Below are 25,167 nucleotides of genomic sequence, written 5' to 3' on the forward strand. Positions count from 1 at the left end.
AGACCAGGTCAGATGCTATCTCGCAGGCGTCTAGAAGAAGCCCAGCTTCTTCGGTGAATATGACACAAGCAAGTTCTTCGTCTGCTGGTAATGGTCCAGCATCATCTTGTGTGTCTCCCGGCCGATGCCTGACTGCTTGTAGCCGCCGAAAGCGGCGTGCGCGGGGTAGGCGTGGTAGCAGTTCGTCCAGACCCGGCCTGCCTGGATGGCGCGTCCTGCCCGGTACGCGGTGTTGACGTCTCGGGTCCATACGCCCGCGCCCAGCCCGTAGAGGGTGTCGTTCGCCGTCTTGATGGCATCGTCGAAGTCCGTGAACGACGTCACGGCGACCACCGGCCCGAAGATCTCCTCCTGGAAGACGCGCATCCGGTTGTCACCCTGGAAGATCGTGGGCTGGACGTAGTACCCGCCGGCCAACTCGCCCTCGTACTCGACGCGCTGGCCTCCGGTGAGCACCTTGGCGCCCTCCTGCTGGCCGATGTCCAGGTACGAAAGGATCTTCTGGAGCTGATCGTTGGAAGCCTGGGCCCCGATCATCGTGCCGGTGTCCAGGGGATGACCTGGGACGATGGCCTCGGTCCTGGCGATCGCCGCTTCGAGGAACTCGTTGTAGTGACCCTGCTGGATCAGCGCGCGCGAAGGGCAGGTGCAGACCTCGCCCTGGTTCAGCGCGAACATGGTGAATCCCTCGACTGCCTTGTCCCGGAAATCGTCGTCGTGCGCCCATACGTCGTCGAAGAAGATGTTCGGGCTCTTGCCGCCGAGCTCCAGTGTCACCGGCTTGATGTTCTCGGAGGCGTACTGCATGATCAGCCGCCCCGTTGTCGTCTCGCCGGTGAAGGCGACCTTGGCGACGCGCGCACTTGACGCCAGCGGCTTGCCCGCTTCCACACCGAACCCGTTGACGATGTTCACCACACCCGGCGGCAACAGATCCGCGATCAGACTCATCCAGAAATGGATCGACGCCGGGGTCTGCTCCGCGGGCTTGATGACCACCGCGTTGCCAGCGGCGAGCGCGGGCGCCAGCTTCCAGGTCGCCATGAGGATCGGGAAGTTCCAGGGGATGATCTGGGCCACCACTCCGAGCGGTTCATGGAAGTGATACGCCACCGTGTCGTCGTCGACCTCGCTCAGCGCACCTTCCTGAGCGCGGATCGCTCCCGCGAAATAGCGGAAGTGGTCGATCGCCAGCGGAATGTCCGCCGCCAGCGTCTCACGCACCGGCTTGCCGTTCTCCCAGCTCTCCGCGACCGCCAGAGCCTCAAGATTGGCTTCCATCCGCTCGGCGATCCGCAACAGGATGTTCGACCGATCGGTGGCCGAGGTGCGCCCCCAGGCCGGGGCGGCCGCGTGCGCCGCGTCGAGCGCCTTCTCCACGTCCTCAGCTGTTCCCCGCGCGACCTCCGTGAAGACCTGGCCGTTGACGGGACTCGGGTTCTCGAAGTACTGCCCCCGGGCCGGGGCGACGTACTCTCCGCCGATGAAGTGGTCGTATCGGCTCAGGTATGTGACGACGGAACCTTCACTGCCGGGCGCTGCGTATCGCGTCATGCCGACCTGCCTCTCCCTGCTTCCTGAAGCCGCTGACCGTAGTTGGGCAGCGCTCGACCGAGGCTAGAGAAGTGGAGGTTGCGATCGCGTTGCGGTGTTCCAAAGGCTCGCTGCGCCCCTTTCGTTTGTCTTCTTCCGGTCCCTCTCTGGAGCACACCCACCACGAATGGGTACGAGGTGCCACCCGGCCGAGCGGTCCGGGCGTCGTCGCGGTGCTGTCGCGACGCTGTCCGCTTGGCGGTCGGCCCGGTCGGCCCTCCTGCCCGTCTGTTCTACGGGCGCTGACACGGCGCGGTGTATCCGCCTGTTGACCTCATTGCCAGGATCGGACGCGAGGCGGCGCCTCTGGCGCCCTGTCGGATCGGCCGGTGGGAGCGGCCAGTTCGCTCTCCAGTTCCGCGATCCGCGCCGCCACCGTGGGCGTGGGCCTGGCGGCCCCGAGTGCCTGCCATACGGCCAGATCATCCGCACCCCACGGCGCGTGCGCCCAGTCCGCGAGCAGATCGGGGTCGCTCCGTGCGATCAGTGAGGCACGCACACCCTCGGCGATCCTCCGGCGCAGCCGCACGACTGCCGGCGCTCGTGACCCGGGCAGCAGAGGCCCGGCGTACGATGCCGCTGCCGCGGAGATCGCCCCAGCCCCCAGGCGGCGTTCGACGGTTGTGATGTCGGATTCCACCGGGAGCGCGAACCGATATGGCCGCGATGCCACCACATCGGGCCCCAGGACGCGTCGTAACCGCGCCAGCTCTGCCCGGAGCGTCACGGGCGTCACCGACTCGTCCTCGTAGAGCCCGCACAGGAGCTCATCGCCGGTCATGCCCTCCGGGTGCGTCGCCAGCAGCACCAGGATCTCGCTGTGCCGTCGACTGAGGCGCAGCTTCTTCCCACCGACCAGTAGTAACGCCTCGTCACGGCCGAGTGCGGTCAGTTCCGCGATCCCGGATCGCTCCGGGACGGGAGCCAGCAACGCGAGCTGCGACTCGGCAGCTCGCGCCACCGCTTGCACGAACGCGAGGCTGTGCGGATGGGCCAGCCTGTTCCCCCCGGTGATGTCCACGGCACCCAGCAGCCGCCCGGTGTGCGGATCGTGCACCGGCGCGGCGGCGCAAGTCCACTGCTGGACCGTGCGGGTGAAGTGCTCGGTGGCGAAGACCTGTACCGGCCGGTCCTCGGTGAGTGCGGTGCCGGGAGCGTTGGTGCCCATCGCCGATTCGGCCCAACGGGCCCCCGGGACGAAGTTCATCCGTCCCGCCTTTCGCCGAGCCCCCGGGTGGCCCTCGACCCACATCAGCCTGGCGTTGGCGTCGCACACCGCGAGCAGATGCTCGCCATCGTGGGCGAAGCTTCCGGTCAACTCGCGCAGCAACGGCATCACACGCGCGAGCGGGTGTTCCGCACGGTACGACCCGAGGTCGTCGTCCGGTATCTCGACCGTGGCCGACACGCTGTCCGGGCTGACCCTGGCTCGCGCCGACCGCCTCCACGACGCGGCGATCACCTCTCGCACCGGCTCGGCGAAGGTCCCGGACGACGTGAACCTCTGGTGGGCAATGCGTACCATCCGCAATCGCTCCCGAGGGTCCGCCCCCGGTTCCAGTGCCACCCATGGATCGGACAAGTCACCCTCCCCGCACGGTGATGCGGCCCCTGTCATCGTTGCCGTGTCATGGATCAGCGGCAAGCGTTGCGCCGTCACCGACGACATCCTTCCGCCATGTCCCTCCTCCTCACCCTTCTCGCTCATCCGCTTGGCATGGAGCGTGGCACCGAACTTCCTCGGACGGGAAGGAGCGATCCGCCTCCCGTGTGCGCGTGTGCGCGGGAAGCGTCAGGCGCGCTCGACCAGACGCATGAATCTCGGCCAGTCCCAGTGCGGTCCGGGGTCCGTGTGGTCCGCGCCCGGCACTTCGGAGTGCGCGATGATGTGCTGCCGATCGCGGGGGATGTCGTACTTCGCGCAGATGGCGGCGGTCAGGGCGGCGGAGCTCGCGTACAGCGCGTCCGTGAAGTACTTGGGCTGGTCGACCCAGCCTTCGTGCTCGATCCCGATGCTGCGGGTGTTGTGGTTCCAGTTCCCCGCATGCCAACCGATGTGGCGCTCGCGGACGCATTGGGCGACATGCCCGTCCGCGGACCGCACCACATAGTGCGCGGACACCTTCTTCGACGGGTTCTGGAAGATCGCGAGGGTGTCCGACCAGGTCTCCTGGGTCACATGGATGATGACCCGATCGATGGCGTGGCTGTCGGGGCGGCTGGACGCGGTGTAGTTGGAGGTACTGGCCGGCGCGGACTGTGCCGTGGGGTAGTCGACTCCGGACGGGCGGGCGGCCGCTCGGGAGGCGGGGAGCAATGCCCACGGGAGCGAACCGAGGACAGCCCCTCGCAGCAGTCGTCGTCGCGTGGTCTCGCCTTGCGGTTGGTGCATGGTCGTGCTGCCTTTCCGTTGCGGGTCTGCGGGTCTGCGGGTCTGCGGGTCTGCGGGTCTGCGGGTCTGCGGGTCTGCGGGTCTGCGGGTCGGCTGGGAGCGCGGGGCGCGGCAGTGGGGCGGGGCGCTGATCGGGAGGGGGGACGGCGGGCGGCACGGTGGCCCGCCATGAGGCATTCGGGCGTCGGCCGCATGGCCAACGCCTCAGGTGATGCCAAGGTACGACTCGGGATGATCCGAAAGGAAGAGCATCCGCGAGATCTGGGGACACCGGTGAAGAAGTGGATATCTCCGACACTCGAAAGGGTGAATGGCGTTGCTCTTTACGGCATGTGACGTAGCGACAGAGAGTGCGTCCCGTGGCCCTCACCATCGAAGAGCTCAGTAGTTCACGCCGAGGCCGAGGCCGAGGCCGAGGCGTGGAGAGGAGGGCGAGCAGTTCACGACCGGAGCGTCAGCCCGGTCGGGTCGTCCAGTACGGCTCGCACCACGGAGTGCGCCGCGCCCAGCACGGGCCCTCGCGAACCGAGTGCCGAGACGGTCACGACACGTTCCCCGCTGGTGATCCGGCGTCCCAGCTCCGCTTCGAGCGCGGGAACCAGCCAGGGCGCCAGTTCCGACAGCGCGCCGCCGAGCACGATCGCCTGTGGATCGAGGAGGTGCACGGCCCCGGTCAGAGCGATCCCGAGGGCGGTGCCGGCGTCCCGCAACGCTGCCCGCGTCCGGAGCTCTCCGGACGCGGCCCGCCGGGTCAGCGCGGGGACCGCGTTCGGCCCGGAGGCGATGCCCACGGCCCGCAGCACCGCCTCCTCGCCGGCGTACTGCTCCAGACAGCCTCGTCCGCCGCAGGGGCAGGCGGGACCGTCGGGGTGCACGGGTACATGTCCCAGCTCGCCGGCGAAGCCACGTGTGCCGCGCAGCAGATGTCCGTCCACGACGATCGCCGCGCCGATCCCGATCTCGGCCGAGACATGGATGAAGTCGGCCGGGGTGTCGGTACCCAGCCAGAGTTCCGCCAGGGCGCCGAAGTTCGCCTCGTTGTCGACGGTGAGACGGAGGTCGCCAGGGAGGAAGGGCCGCAGGTCGTGTCCCTGCCAGTCGAGGTTGGGCGCGTGGACGACCGTCGTCGTGTCACGGGCCACGAGCCCTGGCACCGCGACGGCCAGTCCGGCCGGGCGAAGCCCCAACCCCCGCGCCTTGGCCATCACCTCGCCGATGAGCCGGTTGAGGTCTGCCAGGACGCGTTCCGGATGCCGCCCGCGGTTGCTGCCCTTGTGCTCCGCGCGTGCCCGGTCGACGCCGCGCAGATCGACCAGGTGGACCGCCAGGTGATCGACGCCGATCTCCGCGCCGAGTCCGGCCGGTCCATGGGCGCTGACGGCCAGCGCGGAACCCGGCCGCCCGACCCGTCCGGGTCTTTCCGGTCCCAGCTCCTCGATCAGACCGGCGCGGATCAGCTCGTCCACCAGGGTCGACACCGCGGCTCGGGTCAGGCCGATGCGCGAGGCGACAGCCGCCCTAGACCGGGGGCCCTCGGCGGCGACCGTGTGCATGACCCGCGACAGGTTCCGCCGTCGTATTCCCTGCTGCGTGTCGGGGGCGCTGGAGCGGGTTCCGTGCGGCGGTACGGTCATTCCTCCGTCAGTCCTTGGGTGTGTCGGCGCGGGCGGTGCGGTGGTTGGCAACTGTCCCGAGGCCCGCAAGGTGGGTTGGTGGGAACGCGTCTTCCACCATCAGGGCGAGGGCGGTCAACGGCGGTCGGACGGCCGGTCGAGCAAGGTTGCCGCGTCGGACAGTACTCCGGAGATGCGTTCCAGCGTCTCGTCGTCCCGTACCGCGGGATCGAGCACGGGGCCGCGTGACGTGCCCCATCGCCTCGCCACCGCTGACGGGTCCTCCCCGGTGAGCACCCCCGCGGCCTGCGCCGCCGCCCCCAGCGCCACCAGTTCGTCCGCGCGTGGCATCTGCACGCGACGGCCGGACAGTCGTCTGACGGTCTGCTGCCAGGCCGACCCCCGGGCGCCGCCGCCGATCAGCATCAGGGGCGCGTCGGTATCGGCGTCCGGGCCGAGAACCAGGTCGAGGGCCTGGAGCAGTGAATGAACCGCGCCGTCGTACGCCGCTTGAAGAAGCTGCCCGGCACTGGTGTCGTGCCGCAGGCCGAGGAGCAGCCCTGTGGCGTCCGGCAGGTTCGGGGTCCGTTCGCCGTCCAGGTACGGCAGCAGGGTGACGCCTCCGCCCGGCTCCACGGCCTCACGGTCCACGCCGAGCAGCGTCGCGATCCGGTCGATCGCGAGTGTGCAGTTCAGCGTGCAGGCAAGGGGCAGCCAGTCGCCTCGCGCGTCGGCGAACCCCGCGACCACTCCCGATGGATCGGTGGGCCGACGCCGCGACACGGCGTAGACCGTTCCCGAGGTCCCGAGGCTCAGGACAGGAACACCTGGGCGCAGTCCCAGTCCGAGTGCCGCCGCCGCGTTGTCGCCGGTGCCGGGGGCGACCAGTGTGCCCGTCGAGAACGGGAGGTCCGCCGAGTCCCGTACCGTGCCGACCACCTCACCCGGCCGCACCACACGTGGCAACAGGGCGGGGTCGAGCTCCACGCGCGCGAGGATGTCGCCGTCGTACGTCTCGTTCTTGGACGACCACCAGCCTGTCCCGGACACATCGGCGCGGTCGGTCGTGCCCGTTCCGGTCAAGCGCTCGGTGAGGTAGTCGTGGGGGAGTCGTACCGCCTCGGTGGCGCGTACGGCGTCCGGTTCGTTGTCCCGCAGCCATGCCCACTTGGCGACGGTGAAAGACGCCCCTGGGACACTGCCCGTTCGCTCGGCCCATGCCTCAGGTCCGCCGAGCCCGCTGACGAGCCGTCGGGCCTGTGGGGCGGAGCGCACGTCGTTCCACAGCAGCGCGGGACGTACGGGCCTGCCGTGGGAGTCCAGGGTGACCAGACCGTGCTGCTGGCCCGCCACGGACACGGCAGTGGCCTCGCGTGCCGCTTCACCGCACTGGTGGAGCGCTTGGCGCAGCGCACTCCACCACTGTTCGGGGTCGCTCTCGCGGGTGCCTCCCGAGGTGACCGTGTGGGGAGCCTGGCCGCCTGCGACCACCTGCCCCGTCGACACGTCGACGACCAGCACCTTGGTGGACTGGGTCGAGCTGTCCACACCGACGACGAGCGGTCCCTCGGCTGCTGACATCGGCATCTCCGTTCCCGGGCGTGTGCGCACACCTGTGACGTCCTGTTCGGGCCGGGCGGTCCGGCCTGTCGCTCACGGTCGACACCTTCCCAGCGCTCGCCTCGCATACTAATTTGTTAAGTGCCATGACGAAATAGTCGGAGCGACCTTGGAGCCCCGTATGCGCCTGCAACCCACTCCTGAGGACCGGTTCAGCTTCGGACTGTGGACCGTCGGCTGGCAGGGAAGGGACCCGTTCGGCGACGCGACACGTGCCGCGGTCGATCCGGCCGACACGGTCCGCCGACTGGCGGATCTCGGCGCCTACGGTGTGACCTTCCACGACGACGACCTCATTCCCTTCGGCTCCTCGGACGCCGTTCGTGAGTCCCACGTCAAGCACTTCCGGCAAGCCCTGGACGCCACCGGGCTCGTCGTCCCCATGGCGACCACCAATCTGTTCACCCACCCCGTTTTCAAGGACGGGGCGTTCACCGCCAACGACCGCGACATCCGCCGCTACGCGTTGCGCAAGACCATCCGCAACATCGACCTGGCCGCCGAACTGGGCGCGCGCACCTATGTGGCCTGGGGCGGCCGGGAAGGGGCGGAATCAGGTGCGGCGAAGGACGTACGGGCGGCGCTTGACCGTCTCAAGGAAGCCTTCGACCTGCTGGGCGAGTACGTGACCACACAGGGATACGACCTGCGCTTCGCGATCGAGCCCAAGCCGAACGAGCCCAGGGGCGACATGCTGCTGCCCACGGTGGGCCATGCGCTCGCCTTCATCGAACGTCTGGAACGGCCCGCGCTCTACGGGGTCAACCCGGAGGTGGGGCATGAACAGATGGCGGGACTCAACTTCCCCCATGGCATCGCCCAGGCTCTGTGGGCGGACAAGCTCTTCCACATCGACCTCAACGGCCAGAACGGCATCAAGTACGACCAGGACCTGAGGTTCGGCGCCGGAGACCTGCGGTCCGCGTTCTGGCTGGTGGATCTGTTGGAGACGGCGGGTTACGCGGGGCCGCGTCACTTCGACTTCAAGCCGCCCCGAACCGAGGACACCGACGGGGTCTGGGCGTCGGCCGCCGGGTGCATGCGCAACTACCTGATCCTCCGTGAGCGGGCCGCGGCGTTCCGAGCGGACCCCCAGGTCCGGGAAGCGCTCAAGGCGTCCCGCCTCGACCAACTGGCCCGCCCCACGGCGGAGGACGGACTGACCGGACTGCTGTCCGACACCCGTGCCTACGACGAGTTCGACGCTGACGCGGCGGGGGAGCGCGGCATGGCGTTCGAACACCTCGACCAACTGGCGATGAACCACCTGCTGGCCGCCCACGGCTGACAGCGGACGCAACACCACCGAAGAGTGCACTGCTTGCCGTCTTCCCGGCCGCGTGCAAGTCGCGGCCGGGAAGACGGCAACGGACGGACTCCATCCGGGCGGCGGACCGCGGACGAGGCCCGTCCGCGGGGACCTGGAGGGGCCGGTAACCCCCTACGGCCGAGGCGAGCCGGTCCGGAGCCGCGCCAAGGCCGTCAGTCGGCGCCCTGAGCCGTCGCCAGCGCTGTGGCGGGGTCACGGGCCGGTACGCCCGCCGGAACCCACTGGCCGCCCTCCTGGCGGAACGGCCACCACCGGCCGTCCTCGTCGGCACGGACCTGCGCTCCCGTGTCGGCCGACGTCCATCGGCGGCCCTCCTCGCTCAGCACCGGCCGCTCGTCGTCCTCCCATGCCCCCTCCACGGCGGCACGCGCGCGGGCCAGCGATTCCGCCGTGGGCGGTATCGAGTCCTCCAACGCCGAAACGGCGTCAGCACCCGCGTACCGCCACGCCCGCACGGCCAGGGCCAGTTCCGCGCCGCTGCGTCCCGAGGCCACGGCCAACCGGGCGGCGAAGTCCCTCCCGGACGCCCCCGTCGCGAGCCGCACGGCGTCCTGCTCCAGCGTGAGCGGAGACGTGAGGGGACGCTGACCGTGCTGCGGTGCCAAAGCCTCGGAGAGCAGCCGGTGTGCCTCGGCAGCCGTCTGGAGCGCGAGGAACTCCAGCGCCTCGCCATCCACCCCTTCGGCCGGTCGGGTCTCGATGTCCAGGGACGGCGGTGACCCCGGCTCCAGCGGCAGCTCGGGCGACGCCGGCAGCGGGGGCAGGATGCAGCCCGCGGCGAACGCCTCCGCGGCGTCCACGCCCTCGTCGGGCTCCGGCCCGTCCTCGTCCCGCGCGGGCTCCGCCCGGGTGACACTGCGGAGCTGCAACTCGTCGAGCACCACGCGTTCGTCGCGGCCCCGCATCAGGAACAGCACGAACGGGTCCTGGTCCAGCAGCCGGGCCACCTGGTAGCAGAGCGCGGCCGTATGGCGACAGTGGTCCCACGCCTCACAGTCGCACTCCGGTTCCAGGTCGCCGATACCGGGCAGGAGGTCCACCCCTGCCGCCGCCGCGTCCTCCACGAGATGCGGGGGCATGTCCCGGTCGAGCAGCGCCGCGATGTGGCCCGCCCGTTCCACGGCCATGTCCAGCAAACGGTCCCACTCGTCGTCGCCGAGCCGCTGGAGCAGCACGTCGGAGCGGTGCGCGCCGCCGTCCCGGTTGCGTACCACTCCTGTGATGCGTCCGGGCCGCACCGACACCGCGCCGACCGCGCCCGCGCGCGCGAGTGCCCGACCCGCCTTCAGTTGCTCCGAGTCCAGTGCGGTGTCCTCCAGTGCCTTGAGCCAGGCCTGGCCCCACCAGGTCTGGGCGAAGCCCCTTCCGCGCGCGGGCGGCAGCGCGGCGAAGGTGCGTTCCGTACCGTGCTCCGTGCGGTCCGTCTCGTCCATGTCGTCCAGGTGCTCCACGTGGCGCGGACCGGCGAAGCCGTCCACGTCGTCGAAGTCGTCGAAGCCGCGTGGGCCGGTCATACGGTGCTCCCTCGCAGTTCGACCAGATCGGCCAGTTCGGAGTCGGAGAGTTCGGTCAGCGCCGCCTCACCGGCGCCCAGGACCGCTTCCGCGAGTTCACGCTTGCGGTCGAGCATCTCCGCGATACGGTCCTCGATCGTTCCCTCAGCGATCAGCCGGTGCACCTGCACGGGCTGAGTCTGACCGATGCGGTAGGCGCGGTCGGTGGCCTGTGCCTCGACGGCCGGGTTCCACCATCGGTCGTAGTGGACGACATGCTCCGCACGGGTGAGGTTGAGCCCGGTACCCGCGGCCTTGAGCGACAACAGGAACACCGGGACCTCTCCGTCCTGGAAACGGTTCACCATGGCCTCACGTTCCGCGACAGGCGTGCCGCCGTGCAGGAACTGCGTGGGCGTGCCGCGCTCGGCGAGATGCCGCTCGATGAGGCGCGCCATCTGCACGTACTGGGTGAACACCAGCACGCTCGCCCCTTCCGAGAGGATCGTGGTCAGCAATTCGTCGAGCAGTTCCATCTTTCCCGAGCGGCCCGTGATCCTCGGCGCGTCCTCCTTGAGGAACTGCGCAGGGTGATTACAGATCTGCTTGAGCCCGGTCAGGAGTTTGACGATCATGCCGCGTCGGGCGATGCCCGCCGATTCCGAGATCGCCGCGAGCGTTTCGCGGACCACCGCCTCGTACAACCCCGCCTGCTCGGCGGTGAGCGACACCGCGCGGTCGGTCTCCGTCTTCGGCGGGAGCTCCGGAGCGATCCCCGGGTCGGACTTCCGCCGCCGCAACAGGAACGGCCCGACCAGTTTGGCGAGCCGCTCCGCCGCCGCCGGGTCCCCGCCCGCCTCCACCGCGCGGGCGTAGCGGCTGCGGAAGTTCCCCAGCCGGCCGAGGAGCCCAGGTGTGGTCCAGTCGAGGATCGCCCACAGCTCGGACAGGTTGTTCTCGACCGGAGTACCGGTCAGAGCGACACGCGCGCGCGTGTCGATCGTCCGGAGCTCCTTGGCCGTCGCCGAGTACGGGTTCTTGACGTGCTGTGCCTCGTCGGCGACCAGCAGGCCCCAGGGCACCGTGCCCAGCCGCCGGGCGTCCAGGCGCATCGTGCCGTACGTGGTGAGGACGAACTCACCGTCGCCCACACCGCCCAAGGAACGCTGTGAACCGTGATAGCGGCGTACCGCGGTACCGGGGGCGAACCTTTCGATCTCTCGTTGCCAGTTGCCCATCAGGGAGGTCGGGCACACCACCAGAGTGGGGCCGGTGGTCTCGGAGTCCTGCTGCCGGTGCAGATGCAGGGCGATCACCGTGATCGTCTTACCGAGGCCCATGTCGTCGGCCAGGCAGGCTCCCAGACCCAGTGACGTCATCCGGGCCAGCCAGGTCAGACCACGGGTCTGATAGTCGCGCAGCTGTGCCATGAGCGCCTTCGGCTGCTCGACGGGAGCCATGCCCTCCGGGTCGGAGAGTCTTTCCCGAAGGCTCCTCAGCCAGCCGGTGGCTTCCACCTCGACATGCCGCCCGTCCACCTCGGTGGAGCCTGTCAGAACGGCGCTGAGAGCGTCGACAGGGGTCAGCTTGCGGTCCTGATGTGCCCGCGCGCGTCGTGCCTGATCGGGGTCGATGAGCACCCATTGGTCGCGCAGACGGACCATGGGCCGCTTCGCCTCGGCCAGTTGGTCCAGCTCCGTGCGGCTCAACGGCCGGTCGCCGAGCGCGAATCTCCAGTTGAAGGCGAGCAGCGCATTGGCCGACAGGAACGACGGAGTGTCCGACGAGGCCCTCGTGGGCCCCTTCTCGTTGTCGTCGTCGGGGCCGATGACGGCACGCGCCGTGAGCTTGTGGGCGAGCTCCTTGGGCCAGTGCACATCGACTCCGGCCGCCGCGAGCGCGTGGGCACCCCCACCGAGGAGGTCGGTGACCTCTTCGTCAGCCAACTCGATCATGTCCGGAACGCCCGCCGACAGCAGTGGGGCGAGCGAGGGCCACGCGCGCGTGGCCGTGCGCAGTGCCAGCAGTACGTCCATGCGGGCGCGAGGGCCGAAGCCCGCCGTGGCGGTGCCCGCGGCGGTCCAGACCTCGGCCGCGTCGGCGATCTGTGCGGGGTCGCTCGCGCTGTGCACCTGGAGCACGGCGCGAAAGGAGAACGGAGTCGTACCGGGGTCCGCGGGGTCCAGCCCCGGCACCTCCACCCGCAGCGAGATCCGGACCCCGCTGTCATGGTGGGCCGTCACATCCGCGGCCCACTCGCGCTGCTCCGGCACATGCTGCGGCGCGGTCGACGCGAAGGCGGGAGAACCCGTCACCGCGCCCGCGGCGGGGGAGCGGGGCAGCGCGTCGGCGACGGCGTCGAGGAAGGCGCGGAGGAGATCCTCCGGCTCCGGCAGCCTGAGCCCGGGCCCGTCCTCCAGCGGAACGGCGTGGGCCGCCGGAGGCATCGCCGCCGCCAAATCCCGTACCCGCTGGGAGTCCTCGGGCCGCAGCGGCCCGAACCGCCAGGCGTCGTGATCGTCCTTCGTCAGCCCGGGCAGCAGCAAGCCACGGGCGGCGAACTGGAGGGCGAGCAGCGTCGCTGCCCCCCAGAACGCCGCGGTGGGATCGGCCCCGTCCACGGCACGTGCACGGGTGAGGACCGCCAGCGCGTCCCGGACCGGCAACGACAGCGCTGGTACGTCGACCGTCGTCACGTCGGGCCCGTCGGGCACGACGACGGTCAGCCGCTCCATCTCGTCCGTGGGCATCACCGGCAGAGGGTCCCCGGACGGGCACCAGAAGGCGACGCGTCCGCTCCGCGGAGGGGACGCGGGGACGAATACCACGGAGCAACCGGCGAGATCGGTGATCACGAGCGGTGATGCCGGAGAAATGCTGTGCACTGAGACGGCACGCTCCTCAAGTTTGACTAGCAAGCAAGCGGCCGATTATATACACCGACCACCTCCTTGTGGGGTGCTTGATACGTGACCCGGCTCACATTGTGCGCCAGGGGGTGGAGCCAGCCCCCCTCTGTCCGGGCGGGAACACCCCAGCAGGGAACGGGTGGTGGCCGCATGGTCACCCAGGGGCGCGAAACCGTACGTTTCACCAGGTCAGCCCCTTTCGTAGACCGGAGACCCCATGCCCGAGGCCGTCGCACCCGTCGTGGAACCACAGGTGGGCGCAGCAGGCAAACAGCCCCCTGGCAGCGAGTTCACCCCCCTGCTCCGCACCGTACGGACACAAGGGCTGCTCGACCGCCGCACAGGGTGGTACTCCCTGGGTATCGGGGTCAACGCCTTGCTGCTCGCCTCGGTGGTCACCGCCTTGGTGGCCATCGGCGACTCCTGGTGGGCACTGTCGCTCGCTCCCGTCCTCGCGGTCCTGTCCGCCCGTACGGCGTTCATCGGTCATGACGCCGGACATGGGCAGATCACCGCGGACAAGAGGACCAGCCGGGTCATCGGCCTCGTCCACGGGAACCTCCTGCTGGGGATGAGCTATGCCTGGTGGAACGACAAGCACAACCGTCACCACGCCAACCCGAACCACATAGACAAAGATCCCGACGTACTGGCGGACGTGCTGGTCTTCACCAGCGCCCAGGCGAAGGGACGTGCCGGATTCCGCCGCTGGCTCACCCGCCACCAGGCATGGCTGTTCTTCCCGTTGACCCTGCTGGAAGGGGTGGCCCTGAAGATCTCCGGATTTCGGGACCTGCGCCGCCAGAGCCCTCGGGAACGCGCCGTCGAAGGCGTCCTGCTCGCCGCCCATGTGGTCGGGTACGCAGCCCTGCTCCTCGGCGCCATGCCTGTCGGCCGGGCGCTCGCCTTCGCCGCGATCCACCAAGCTCTCTTCGGACTGCACCTGGGGATGGCCTTCGCGCCCAACCACAAGGGAATGGACATGCCCGACCCCGACGGTGAGCGCTGGGGCCATCTACGTCGCCAGGTGCTGACCTCGCGCAACGTCAAGGGCGGCCCGCTCACCGACTGGTTCCTCGGCGGGCTCAATTACCAGATCGAGCACCACCTCTTCCCCAGCATGCCTCGCCCGCACCTGCGGCTCGCCCGGCCGCTCGTCCGACAGCACTGCGGTCAGCTGGGTATCCCGTACATGGAGACCGGCCTCATCGATTCCTACCGGCAAGCCTTGCGTCATATGCACGAGGTCGGCGAGCCTCTCCGGGCCGACTAGGGAGCCGCGCCACCGGTCCACCGGACGGTCCGATCCTTCACCGCATCGTGGTGGTCGGGAGTCGACGGGCCTTGGGGATCACATCAGGGTCGGATCAGGGTCGTCTGCCGGAACTGTACGGGCGACCAGGCCGTTCCTCTTTTCAGAGAGCGGCAACCGCCGCGGAGGAGGCGACACAGATGTCGAACAACGCGAAGATCGCCGCTGGAGGTGTGGCGGCCGGGCTCATCCTGTTGATCTGGCTGCCCTGGTGGGCCGCACTCTTGATCGTGCTCGGGGTTCCCGCCGTGGCCTACCTCGCACTGGACCCCTCGCAGCGCCGTCGGCTGCGCCGGATCAACCGGAAGGAACTGGGACGCTGACGCGGCGGGACACTCCCGCCCGGCCATGAACCCGCCATGGGTCACACCGAAGCGGCGCTGCTCCGCACCGCTGTCGTGTCGTGGCCCACATCGCGCCCATGCGGCTCGGAAGGCGCGAGCCCCTCAGCCGCTCGTGGGCCTGCCATTCCCCCCCCGGCAGGCCCACGCACATGTCACGGGGACGAGGATGCCTTCACTGCCCGCGCACGAGCTCACGTCCTCGCACCCGCGAGCATCACGCGGAGGGCAGACCGAGCAGGGCCCGCGCCACCGTGCGGGGTGACTCATCGCGCTCCCTGGCGAGAGCGATCACCGCACGGCAGGCAAGTTCGCTCACCCCGAAGGACAGCGCCTCGGGGGACACCCAGCCCCGTGCCTCGTCGGCGCTCTCCTGGTCGTTGTCGGCGCTCGCGGCCACATAGACCGCCGCGGCCTCGAAGAGGTTCGGCGGCTTCCTCGCCGGACGGACGGGTTCCGCGGGACCGGGCCGGGCCGATCTCGCACCGACCCTGGTGAAGAGCTTGCGGATGCTGCCGAACATGCAGGCCACCTCTCAGCGGTGTGGTCGCAACCGGTCGTCGTCCGTCCTGAAGGTCAACATAGGGTTGAAACGACGCACGCAGAAGAGGGCATCCAGCGGGCCCCCGCCGGACACCCACCTCCGGCGCACCGCCAGCGCGAGGAAGCGGTAGTCCTCGTCGGTGTACGAGGCAACTCCCCAATCGGCTGCTGTCGGCAACGGCCGCATGGCGACGCAGAGACGCGGCATGCGCAAGGGCGCAGCGTGCGGCGGCTATTCGGCGACCGCGTCGTAGGCGACCACCTTGTCGACATGGACGCGGACCACGAGTTCGCCGGGAACACCGTTACGTGTCGCGAACTCCTCCGCCCGCTCCTCACCCATGTACCGGGCACCGATACGGCCGGCCCAGGTGCGTACCTCGTCCAGATCCTCGGACAGCTCCGCGCGCCCCTGGAGCAGGACGAAGGCGAAGGGGGGCCGATCGTCGTCCACGCACAGCGCCAGACGCTGGTCCCTGGCCAGGTTTCGCCCCTTGACAGTCTCCTTCCCTGTGTTGAACACCAGCTCGTCACCGTCCAGGACGAACCAGATCGGTGCGATGTGAGGGCTTCCGTCGGCCCGAACAGTCGAAAGCTTCGCGGTGCGGGTGCCCTGCGAAACGAAGGCTCTCCACTGTTCGTCGGTCATCTTCTGTGCCATGTCCCCATCCTGCTTGCCGAGGGGCCATAGGTGGTGAAGGCTTGCGGGACGAAGCCTCCGGTAGGTGGGAGGGAACGCTGGGGGCGATGGGGATCGGGGAGAGCGGGAGATGGCGCAGAAAACGGGGTTGGGCTGGCTGCTGGACGACTTGACCGAACGGGTCGAGTACGTGCGGCATGCGCTGGTCCTTTCCAACGACGGACTGGTCACCGGGGCGAGCAGCGCGTTGGCTCGCGAGGACGCGGAGCATCTGGCCGCGGTGGCATCGGGACTGCACAGCCTGGCCAAGGGGTCGGGCCGTCACTTCGGGGCCGGACAGGTACGCCAGACGATGATCGAGTTCGATGACGCGGTGATGTTCGTGACCGCGGCCGGGGAGGGGAGTTGCCTCTGCGTGCTCAGCACCGCCGAGGCCGATATCGGTCAGGTCGCCTATGAGATGACGCTGCTCGTGAATCGCGTCGGTGAGCATCTCGGCGTGGACGCCAGGCACCCGGACCGAACGGCGATCATCGACGGCTGAGTGGAGCGCAGCGCCCTGGCCTGGTCTTTTCCTGCTTCCATCAGAGTTATCCACAGGCTCAGCGGGACATCGCTGTTCCGGGCTACGGTTTTCCCGAGAGATCGACACCACTTCACGGGGGAAGACCGACATGTCGAACAACAGCATCATGCCCGCACCCGACCGAACGTTCGGACGATTCGATGCGGTTCTCGTTGCGCCACCCGTCGGGCCGGGGGAGGAGCGGCCCGCTCCACCGACCCTCGCCCCGACCCGGGCAGCGAGGGAACTCGGACTCAAGCGCGTCGAGTTCGAGCTCGCCGTCCAGCTCGGACGTATCCGCACGACCCCGGGGGCCAGGCCCGGGGAGCGCCGGGTCACCCGCGCGGAAGTCGACCGGGTCCGCGCCCAGGACGGCTTCCCCGACGCCCTACGGGAGCGGGTGAGGACGGTGGGTACCTCGGAGGGCGCGAACCTTCTGGGGATCACCACGGCCCGCTTCACCAAACTGGCCAGGCTGGGCCGGATCACACCGGCGCTCTACTACCGCAACCGCTACCGCGCCACCGTCTGGCTCTACCTCGCCGAGGATCTCCGGGAGTTCAAGGCCCGACCTGAGAACCGTGAGCTGCTGACCGGTCGGACGCCCGCCCCGCTCAAGGAACGACTCGACCGAGGCATGGACGTCCGGGCCCGCAACTGGCGCGGTCGCTATCACGGAAGGCTGCTGAGGACCGCCGACGGCCCTTGGCAGAGCGCCGCGGCCACAGCCTCCTTCCTCGACGACGAACGAATCGCCCATGTGATCGCGGACGCCGACGAGCGGGTACACCTCGACGCCCTACGGCCCAGGCGACCCGTCCACAGCGGCTCCGGCACCCAGTCGCCCGCCCTGGTACCCGACCTGATGAAGGCCGCCGACGAGGACGAGATCCGCTGGTACCAGACGCATCTCGCGCTCTGTGTCGCTTACGCCCGTGACCGGGTGCCCATCAGCCCGATCCCGCCGGCCCGACCCCGGGCCTCTCTTCCCCGTCACCCGAAACCCGTGCGGCACCGCAGGCTCCTCGCCCGACTGCTGCGCGGCCGGGGCTGATCGGCCGACCGGCCCCGTACCGAGCTCAACGCGATCCCACCCTCAGGAAGGAGCGACCTGACATGCCCTCAGCGGTCTCACAACTGTCCGACCGAGGTGACACGGACGACAGCCCGGCCCTCCTCGTCGGAGGCCGTCAGGTCCACCTCCGCGCTGATGCCCCAGTCGTGATCACCGTTCGGGTCCGCGAAGGACTGCCGCACCCGCCACAGACCGTGCTCGGCGTCCTCCTCGATCATCAGCAGCCGCGGGCCGCGCGCGTCCGGACCGGTACCCAGGTCGTCGTACTCGTCCCAGTACTTGTCCATCGCGTCGCCCCACGTGTCGGCGTCCCAGCCCGACTCCTTGTCCATCTCTCCGAGCTCGGAGAGATGGTCGAGAGCCGCCAGCTCCACCCGGCGGAACATCGCGTTGCGGACCAGTACCCGGAACGCGCGGCCGTTGGAGGTCACCGGCTTCACCTGGTCGGCCCTCTCCTGCGCCTCCTCCGCCGTCATCACCTCCGGATTGGCGAGCTGCTCCCACTCGTCCAGAAGGCTGGAGTCCACCTGGCGGACCATCTCACCGAGCCAGGCGATCAGATCCTGCAGATCCTCCGACTTCAGATCGTCCGGCACGGTGTGGTCGAGCGCCTTGAACGCGCTGGCCAGGTACCGCAGCACGATGCCCTCGGTACGCGCCAGTTCGTAGTACGACACGAACTCCGTGAACGTCATGGCACGCTCGTACATGTCACGGATGACCGACTTCGGCGACAGCGGGTGGTCGCCCACCCAGGGGTGGCTGTGGCGGTACGTGTCGTAGGCGTGGAACAGCAACTCCTCCAACGGCTTCGGGTACGACACGTCCTGGAGCCGCTCCATGCGGTCCTCGTACTCGACACCGTCGGCCTTCATCGCGGCCACGGCCTCCCCGCGCGCCTTGTTCTGCTGGGCGGCGAGGATCTGCCGGGGGTCGTCCAGCGTGGACTCCACCACGGACACCATGTCCAGCGCGTACGACGGGGACTCGGGGGCGAGGAGTTCGAACGCCGCGAGCGCGAACGTCGACAAGGGCTGATTGAGCGCGAAGTCCTGCTGGAGATCGACCGTCAGCCGCACGATCCTTCCCTCGGCGTCCGGCTCGTCCAGCTTCTCCACGATGCCCCCGTCCAGCAGGGAGCGGTAGATCGCGATGGCCCGCCGGATATGACGCAACTGCTGCTTGCGGGGCTCGTGATTGTCCTCCAGCAGATGACGCATCGCGTCGAAGGCGTTGCCGGGCCTTGCGATCACCGCGAGCAGCATGGTGTGGGTGACACGGAAGCGCGAGGTCAGAGGCTCGGGGTCCGAGGTGATCAGCTTGTCGAAAGTGCTCTCGCCCCAGCCGACGAACCCCTCGGGCGCCTTCTTGCGGACCACCTTGCGCCGCTTCTTCGGGTCGTCCCCCGCCTTCGCCAGGGCCTTCTCGTTCTCGATGACGTGCTCGGGCGCCTGGGCCACCACGAAGCCGGCCGTGTCGAATCCCGCGCGCCCCGCCCGTCCGGCGATCTGGTGGAACTCCCGCGCCCGCAGGGTCCGCACCCGGTTGCCGTCGTACTTGCTGAGCGCCGTGAACAGTACGGTCCGGATGGGCACATTGACACCGACACCCAGTGTGTCCGTCCCACAGATGACCTTCAGGAGTCCCGCCTGGGCGAGCTTCTCCACCAGCCGCCGGTACTTCGGCAGCATGCCCGCGTGGTGCACCCCGATGCCGTGGCGTACGTAGCGCGACAGATTGCGGCCGAACTTCGTGGTGAAGCGGAAGTTGCCGATCAGCTCGGCGATCCGGTCCTTCTCCTGCCGCGTGCACATGTTGATGCTCATCAGCGCCTGGGCCCGTTCCACCGCCTGGGCCTGGGTGAAGTGCACGATGTAGACGGGTGCCTGCTTGGTCTCCAGGAGTTCGGTGAGGGTGTCCGTCATCGGCGTCAGACGGTACTCGTAGGACAGCGGCACCGGGCGGGTCGCCGACCGGACGACCGCTGTCGGCCTGCCCGTACGACGGGTCAGGTCCTTCTCGAACATCGCCATGTCGCCGAGCGTCGCCGACATGAGGACGAACTGCGCCTGCGGCAGTTCCAGCAGCGGGATCTGCCAGGCCCAGCCCCGGTCGCCCTCGGCGTAGAAATGGAACTCGTCCATGACGACCTGGCCGACATCGGCGTTCCTGCCGTCACGCAGCGCGATCGACGCGAGGACCTCGGCGGTGCAGCAGATGATGGGCGCGTCCGAGTTCACGGAGGCGTCACCCGTCAGCATGCCCACGTTCTCCGTGCCGAACATCTTGCACAGCTCGAAGAACTTCTCCGAGACGAGAGCCTTGATCGGTGCCGTGTAGAAGGTGACCTCGTCGCGTGCCAGGGCCGCGAAGTGGGCGCCCGCCGCGATCATGCTCTTTCCCGAGCCGGTGGGTGTGGAGACGATGACGTTCGCCCCCGAGACGACCTCGATCAGCGCCTCCTCCTGGTGCGGGTACAGGGTGAGGCCACGTCCCTCGGCCCACGACCCGAAGGCCTCGTAAAGAGCGTCGGGGTCGGCGGACTGCGGAAGCTGATCGATAAGGGTCACTGTCTTATCTTGCCTGGCTTCGGCTCCGATCAGGGAATCGGGCGACCGTACGAAGATCGAGAACGTTACGCTGATGCGCCGACACAGCGTCAGCACACACGGACGTCCACCACCAGGCATGACGGCATCGCCCGGGCCGTGGACGGGCCGGACAAGGGAAATGGGGCGGGGCACCACCATGATGGGACCGGCACACTCACTGTCAGGAGCGGCAGCCTGGCTGGGGGTGGGGGCCGCGGCGGCAGCGGCCGGTCACACCATGCCGTGGCCCGTGCTGCTGACCGGGGCGCTGATATGCGCCGGCGCCGCGCTCGCACCCGACCTCGACCACAAGGCCGCGACGATATCCCGCGCCTTCGGGCCGGTCTCCAGGGGCTTGTGCGAGATCGTCGACAAGCTCTCGTACGCCGTCTACAAGGGCACCAGGAAGCCGGGCGACCCCCGGCGCTCCGGCGGACACCGCACCCTGACGCACACCTGGCTCTGGGCCGTCCTCATCGGCGGCGGCGCGTCCGTGCTCGCGGTCACGGGCGGTCGCTGGGCGGTGCTCGGTCTGCTGTTCGTCCATCTGGTGCTGGCGATCGAGGGCCTGCTGTGGCGGGCCACCAGGGGACAGAGCAGCGATGTCCTCGTCTGGCTGCTGGCGGCGGCGTGCGCCTGGATTCTCGCCGGTGTGCTGGATCAGCCGGGCAACGGCTCGGGCTGGCTGTTCACCGAACCAGGGCAGGAGTACCTCTGGCTCGGCCTGCCGATCGTGCTGGGCGCACTGGTCCACGACATCGGCGACGCGCTCACGATCTCCGGTTGCCCGATCCTGTGGCCCATCCCGATAGGGAAGAAGCGCTGGTACCCGCTGGGCCCGCCGAAGATGATGCGGTTCCGCGCGGGGAGCTGGGTCGAGCTGAAGGTACTGATGCCCGCCTTCATGCTGCTCGGCGGTGTCGGCGGGGCCGCCGCGCTGAACGTCATCTGACGCCACCGCCACCGCCACCGCCACCGCCACTGCCACTGCCACTGCCACTGCCACCGTCGCTGGCATCGGCGTCCGCGCCACCACCTGCGTCGGCACCCTGTTCCGAACGGCTTCGGGTGCCGGGGTCCCGGGTCCTGCGGGCGGTCGGTGCCCAGGGTGCCGACCGTCGTCGGAGCCACGACGATCCGTGGTCCGGGTGCCGCCCGGACCACGGAGACGGTCAGGTCCTAGCCGTGCCAGGACCGCCACAGCGCCGCGTACGCGCCGTCCGCCGCGACCAACTCGTCATGGCTGCCCAGCTCGGTGATGCGGCCCTGCTCGACCACGGCGATGACCTCGGCGTCGTGGGCGGTGTGCAGTCGGTGCGCGATCGCGACCACCGTCCGGCCGTCGAGCACCCGGGCGAGCGACCGCTCCAGATGCCGTGCGGCACGAGGGTCGAGGAGGGAGGTCGCCTCGTCCAGGACCAGCGTGTGCGGATCGGCCAGCACCAGTCGGGCCAGCGCGATCTGCTGGGCCTGCGCCGGGGTCAGACCCAGACCGCCCGAACCGACGTCGGTGTCCAGCCCCGCGTCCAGCGCACGCGCCCATACCTCGGCGTCCACCGCTTCGAGAGCGGCCCACAGCTCGGGGTCCTCAGCGGTGGAACGTGCCAGCCGGAGATTGTCACGGAGCGAGCCCACGAACACATGATGCTCCTGGTTGACGAGCGCCACATGGGAGCGCACCCGCTCCGCGGGCATCCGCGACAGCTCGGCCCCACCGAGGGTGATGGCGCCACCACCTGGGGCGTAGATCCCGGCGAGCAGCCGGCCCAGCGTCGACTTGCCGGCGCCGGACGGGCCGACCAGGGCGAGCCGGGTACCGGGTTCGACCCTCAGCGACACGTCGCGCAGGACGTCGACCCCCGCGCGGTAGCCGAACCGCACCGCGTCGGCGTGCACCGCGCGGCCCTCGGGCGACACCGAGTCGTCACCCTCCTCGGGCTCGATGTCCCGCACCCCCACGAGCCGGGCGAGCGACACCTGGGCGACCTGGAGCTCGTCGTACCAACGCAGGATCAGCCCGACCGGGTCCACGAGCATCTGGGCCAGAAGCGCCCCGGTGGTCAGCTGGCCCACAGTGATCCAGCCCTGGAGGACGAACACACCGCCCACCATCAGTACGGAGCCCAGCACGGTGATGTGCGTCAGATTGACGATGGGGAACAGGACGGACCGCAGCCACAGTGTGTAGCGCTCGAAAGCGGTCCATTGGGTGATCCGGAGGTCGGACAGCGCCACCCGGCGCTCACCCAGCCGGTGTGCCTCGACCGTCCGGCCGGCGTCGATGGTCTCGGCGAGGGCAGCCGCGACCGCGGCGTATCCGGCGGCCTCCGACCGGTAGGCGGCCGGGGCGCGCTTGAAGTACCAGCGGCAGCCGACGACCAGCAGCGGCACCGCTACGACTACGGCAGGTGCCAGTTCGGGGGCGGTGACGGTGAGCCCGCCGAGCAGCAGCACCACCCACACCACACCGATCGCCAGCTGAGGCACGGCCTCACGCATCGCGTTGGACAGCCGGTCGATGTCGGTGGTGATCCGGGAGAGCAGATCGCCGGTACCGGCGCGTTCCAGCACACCCGGGGGCAGCCGTACCGACCGTACGAGGAAGTCCTCGCGCAGATCCGCGAGCATCTGCTCACCGAGCACCGCGCCCCGCAGCCGCACCTGCTGGATGAAAGCGGCCTGCACCACGAGCGCGACCGCGAAGGCCACGACCGTCGGGCCGATCCGCAGCTCACCGAGTGCGTCGCCGCCCTCGGACACCCGTTCCACCAGAGCGCCCAGCAGATAGGGGCCCACCATGGAGGCGATCACCGCGACGGCGTTCACGGTGACGAGCGCGAGGAAGGCCGTGCGGTGGCGTCGGAAGAGTTCCTTGATGTAGGCGCGTACGGTGGCGGGCGCGCCGACCGGCAGGGTGTTCGCCGTCGTCGGAGCCGCCGGGTCGTACGCCGGGGGCGCCAGGCCGATCATGCCTTCTCCTCGATCTCTGCCAGTGCTTCGCGTGCGTACGGTGCGTCCAGGTCGTGCGGTCCCCCGGTCTCTGCGGATGTCTGGTCGGAGGGGGAGGCGGAGACGGTCGGCCGGGCGGTGTGTTCCGGGGACGGCGAGGCTTCCTCGGTTTCACGGGTGACGATGGCGCGGTACCGGGGATCGTTCCCGAGCAGTTCCCGGTGGGTACCGATCGCCATGACCTCGCCGTCGTGGATCAGGACCACACGGTCGGCGCGGTCCAGCAGCAGTGGTGACGAGGTGAGCACCACGGTCGTCCGTCCGTCGCGCAGGGTGCGGACACCCTCCGCGATCCGGTCCTCGGTGTGCGAGTCCACGGCTGATGTGGGTTCGTCGAGCACCAGGACCTCGGGGTCCGTCACCAGCGAACGCGCGAGCGCCAGCCGCTGGCGCTGGCCGCCCGAAAGCGAACGGCCGCGTTCCGTGATCCGGGCGTCGAACGGGTCGGTGGCGTCGGCCGAGCTCTGGGAGAGCGCGTCCAGGACGTCACCGCACTGCGCCGCGTCCAGGGCCCGCTCCGCCGACACCCCGCCCGACGCGGGGATGTCGAGCAGTTCACGCAGGGTGCCCGAGAGCAGCACCGGGTCCTTGTCCTGGACGAGGACCGCGGTGCGGGCATCGCCGAGCGGCAGCTCGTCGAGGGCGGTGCCGCCGAGCAGTACGGACGGGGGCAGAGGGCCGTCCAGGGACGCGTGGCCGCCGAGCCTTTCGGCCAGTCGGCCCGCGATGTCGGGATCGCCGCAGACCACCGCGGTGAGCAGCCCGGTCGGTGCGAGCAGCCCCGTCGCCGGGTCGTACAGGTCGCCGGACGGCAGCCCGGTGTCCGTCAGCGGACCATCGGCCACAGCACCGACCGTCTTGCCGGAGCCGGAGCCGGAGCCGGAGCCGGAGCCGGAGCCGGAGCCGGAGCCGGACGGCGGGCCGCTGCGGCCGCGCTCGTCCACCGCCCGCTCCAGCGCCAGCACCCGCGCGGCGCGGGTCGCCGAAGGACGCGAGAAGGAGTAGGCCATGGCGATCTCCTCCACGTGCCGGATCGGGAAACTCAGCAGGGTGACCGCGCTGTACACCGTGACGAGCGCGCCCACCGAGATCAGGCCGTCCTGCGCGAGCTGCACGCCACGCCATACGACGACGATCAGCAGAACGCCCGGGAGCAGCACCTGGATCGCCGAGATCAGCGCCCACATCCTGGCGCTGCGAACGGCGGCCTTGCGGACCTCCTGGGAGGCCCCGCGATACCGGCCGAGGAAGAGTTCCTCGCCGCCGATGCCGCGCAGGACACGGAGCCCGGCGACCGTGTCGGACGCGAGTTCTGTGGCGTATCCCGCCTTCTCCCGCTGGATGTCCGCCCGGCGGGTGGCGGCCGGCAGCATCGGCAGCACGGACAGCGCCAGCACCGGAACGCCGATCGCGACGATGATCCCGAGGGCGGGTTCGTACACGACGAGACCGACGCAGACGAGGACGATGGTGAGCACGGCGGCGGCGAAGCGGGACAGCGTCTCGACGAACCACCCGATCTTCTCGACGTCACCGGTGGAGACCGCGACGACTTCTCCGGCCGCCACCCGTCGGGTCAGGGCGGCGCCGAGGAGGGCGGTCTTGCGCGCCAGGAGCTGCTGGACACGGGCCGCGACGGTGATCCAGTTGGTGACCGCGGCACGGTGCACCATGGTGTCGCCGAGAGCGACACAGAGTCCGAGCAGCCCGAGCAGTCCGCCCGCGAGGGCGAGCCGGGTACCCGACCGGTCGACGACGGCCTGTACGGCATAGCCCACCGCGAACGGCAGGCCGGCGATGGCCATGAAGTGGACGAGCCCCCATAGGAGGGCCTTGAGCTGTCCGCCCAGTTGATTGCGACCGAGCCAGAACAGGAACCGCGGGCCCGAGCGGGTGTCGGGCACACCAGGGTCGGCGTACGGGAGGTCTTGGATGCGCATGGTGTCCCAGGACTTGGATGGCGGTCGGGGGTGTCGGGGAGAGACGCGTGGCGGTGAAGCCGTCGGCGTACAGAGTGGGGGTACGTAGGGAGCGGACGCCATCGGGGACGACGTCCCGCACGGTGATCGAGGACAGGATCAGGACATGGGTCGGCGCTCACCCGCGGGCATATGGGGCGCTCACCTGCGGGCAAAGGGGTA

General features: G+C 69.6%; 18 protein-coding genes. 6 read left to right on the plus strand and 12 right to left on the minus strand.

Translation table 11 applies throughout. The annotated features are described in order from the left end of the window. Nucleotides 1-30: 30 nt before the first annotated feature. The 5 genes from exaC to xylB all read right to left on the minus strand — a co-directional run bounded on the left by exaC (nucleotide 31) and on the right by xylB (nucleotide 7,179). Complete coding sequence (exaC, locus tag AB852_RS25050; RefSeq protein ID WP_073792465.1) at nucleotides 31-1,554, minus strand: acetaldehyde dehydrogenase ExaC; 1,524 nt, start codon at nucleotides 1,552-1,554, stop codon at nucleotides 31-33. A gap of 313 nt (nucleotides 1,555-1,867) precedes the next feature. After that, on the minus strand, nucleotides 1,868-3,211 hold the full coding sequence (locus AB852_RS25055; protein WP_073792703.1) for a GAF domain-containing protein: 1,344 nt from the start codon (nucleotides 3,209-3,211) through the stop codon (nucleotides 1,868-1,870). A gap of 174 nt (nucleotides 3,212-3,385) precedes the next feature. Continuing rightward, nucleotides 3,386-3,985: an N-acetylmuramoyl-L-alanine amidase gene (locus AB852_RS25060; RefSeq protein ID WP_073792466.1), complete on the minus strand. Its 600-nt coding sequence runs from the start codon at nucleotides 3,983-3,985 to the stop codon at nucleotides 3,386-3,388. 440 nt (nucleotides 3,986-4,425) lie between these two features. Continuing rightward, a complete protein-coding gene (locus AB852_RS25065; RefSeq protein WP_073792467.1) occupies nucleotides 4,426-5,619 on the minus strand; it encodes an ROK family transcriptional regulator in 1,194 nt (397 codons plus the stop codon). A gap of 114 nt (nucleotides 5,620-5,733) precedes the next feature. After that, the gene (gene xylB / locus AB852_RS25070; protein ID WP_073792704.1) at nucleotides 5,734-7,179 is read right to left on the minus strand and encodes a xylulokinase; all 1,446 of its coding nucleotides are present in this window, start codon (nucleotides 7,177-7,179) and stop codon (nucleotides 5,734-5,736) included. Between the two features lie 160 nt (nucleotides 7,180-7,339). Between xylB and xylA the strand changes: the two genes are divergently transcribed. Then, nucleotides 7,340-8,506, plus strand: coding sequence for a xylose isomerase (gene xylA, locus AB852_RS25075; RefSeq protein WP_073792468.1), 1,167 nt, complete (start codon nucleotides 7,340-7,342; stop codon nucleotides 8,504-8,506). A 194-nt stretch (nucleotides 8,507-8,700) separates the two neighbouring features. On the opposite strand, the gene AB852_RS25080 is transcribed toward xylA, so the two are convergent. Together AB852_RS25080 and AB852_RS25085 are read right to left on the minus strand one after the other, a co-directional pair. Then, nucleotides 8,701-10,062: an SWIM zinc finger family protein gene (locus AB852_RS25080; protein WP_425444189.1), complete on the minus strand. Its 1,362-nt coding sequence runs from the start codon at nucleotides 10,060-10,062 to the stop codon at nucleotides 8,701-8,703. Next, a complete protein-coding gene (locus AB852_RS25085; RefSeq protein ID WP_245876906.1) occupies nucleotides 10,059-12,791 on the minus strand; it encodes a DEAD/DEAH box helicase in 2,733 nt (910 codons plus the stop codon). Before AB852_RS25085 ends, AB852_RS25080 begins: the two co-directional genes overlap by 4 nt. A 376-nt stretch (nucleotides 12,792-13,167) precedes the next feature. Here AB852_RS25085 and AB852_RS25090 point away from each other — a divergent pair, with 376 nt between their 5' ends. After that, nucleotides 13,168-14,223, plus strand: a complete 1,056-nt coding sequence (locus AB852_RS25090) for a fatty acid desaturase family protein (protein WP_073792470.1) — start codon at nucleotides 13,168-13,170, stop codon at nucleotides 14,221-14,223. Nucleotides 14,224-14,402: 179 nt separating this feature from the next. Then, nucleotides 14,403-14,585, plus strand: coding sequence for a hypothetical protein (locus AB852_RS25095; protein WP_073792471.1), 183 nt, complete (start codon nucleotides 14,403-14,405; stop codon nucleotides 14,583-14,585). Between the two features lie 235 nt (nucleotides 14,586-14,820). On the opposite strand, the gene AB852_RS25100 is transcribed toward AB852_RS25095, so the two are convergent. Then, a complete protein-coding gene (locus AB852_RS25100; RefSeq protein WP_073792472.1) occupies nucleotides 14,821-15,126 on the minus strand; it encodes a hypothetical protein in 306 nt (101 codons plus the stop codon). A gap of 252 nt (nucleotides 15,127-15,378) precedes the next feature. After that, complete coding sequence (locus AB852_RS25110) at nucleotides 15,379-15,807, minus strand: PPOX class F420-dependent oxidoreductase (RefSeq protein WP_073792474.1); 429 nt, start codon at nucleotides 15,805-15,807, stop codon at nucleotides 15,379-15,381. 109 nt (nucleotides 15,808-15,916) lie between these two features. Here AB852_RS25110 and AB852_RS25115 point away from each other — a divergent pair, with 109 nt between their 5' ends. Next, the gene (locus AB852_RS25115; RefSeq protein WP_073792475.1) at nucleotides 15,917-16,330 is read left to right on the plus strand and encodes a roadblock/LC7 domain-containing protein; all 414 of its coding nucleotides are present in this window, start codon (nucleotides 15,917-15,919) and stop codon (nucleotides 16,328-16,330) included. A 130-nt stretch (nucleotides 16,331-16,460) separates the two neighbouring features. After that, nucleotides 16,461-17,405, plus strand: coding sequence for a DUF6397 family protein (locus tag AB852_RS25120; RefSeq protein ID WP_178391111.1), 945 nt, complete (start codon nucleotides 16,461-16,463; stop codon nucleotides 17,403-17,405). A gap of 77 nt (nucleotides 17,406-17,482) precedes the next feature. Here the strand turns inward: AB852_RS25120 and AB852_RS25125 are convergent, their stop codons facing one another. Continuing rightward, on the minus strand, nucleotides 17,483-19,996 hold the full coding sequence (locus tag AB852_RS25125) for a DEAD/DEAH box helicase (RefSeq protein ID WP_073792476.1): 2,514 nt from the start codon (nucleotides 19,994-19,996) through the stop codon (nucleotides 17,483-17,485). Between the two features lie 178 nt (nucleotides 19,997-20,174). Here AB852_RS25125 and AB852_RS25130 point away from each other — a divergent pair, with 178 nt between their 5' ends. Then, nucleotides 20,175-20,969 (plus strand): metal-dependent hydrolase, encoded by a 795-nt coding sequence (locus AB852_RS25130; RefSeq protein ID WP_073792706.1) that lies wholly within the window; start codon nucleotides 20,175-20,177, stop codon nucleotides 20,967-20,969. Between the two features lie 227 nt (nucleotides 20,970-21,196). On the opposite strand, the gene AB852_RS25135 is transcribed toward AB852_RS25130, so the two are convergent. Both AB852_RS25135 and AB852_RS25140 read right to left on the minus strand, forming a co-directional pair. Continuing rightward, nucleotides 21,197-22,987, minus strand: coding sequence for an ABC transporter ATP-binding protein (locus tag AB852_RS25135; RefSeq protein ID WP_073792477.1), 1,791 nt, complete (start codon nucleotides 22,985-22,987; stop codon nucleotides 21,197-21,199). After that, nucleotides 22,984-24,966: an ABC transporter transmembrane domain-containing protein gene (locus tag AB852_RS25140; protein WP_073792478.1), complete on the minus strand. Its 1,983-nt coding sequence runs from the start codon at nucleotides 24,964-24,966 to the stop codon at nucleotides 22,984-22,986. The genes AB852_RS25135 and AB852_RS25140 overlap by 4 nt, the downstream gene beginning before the upstream one ends. Nucleotides 24,967-25,167: the final 201 nt, after the last annotated feature.

Source organism: Streptomyces uncialis, assembly GCF_001905345.1.
Classification (GTDB): Bacteria; Actinomycetota; Actinomycetes; order Streptomycetales; family Streptomycetaceae; genus Streptomyces; species Streptomyces uncialis.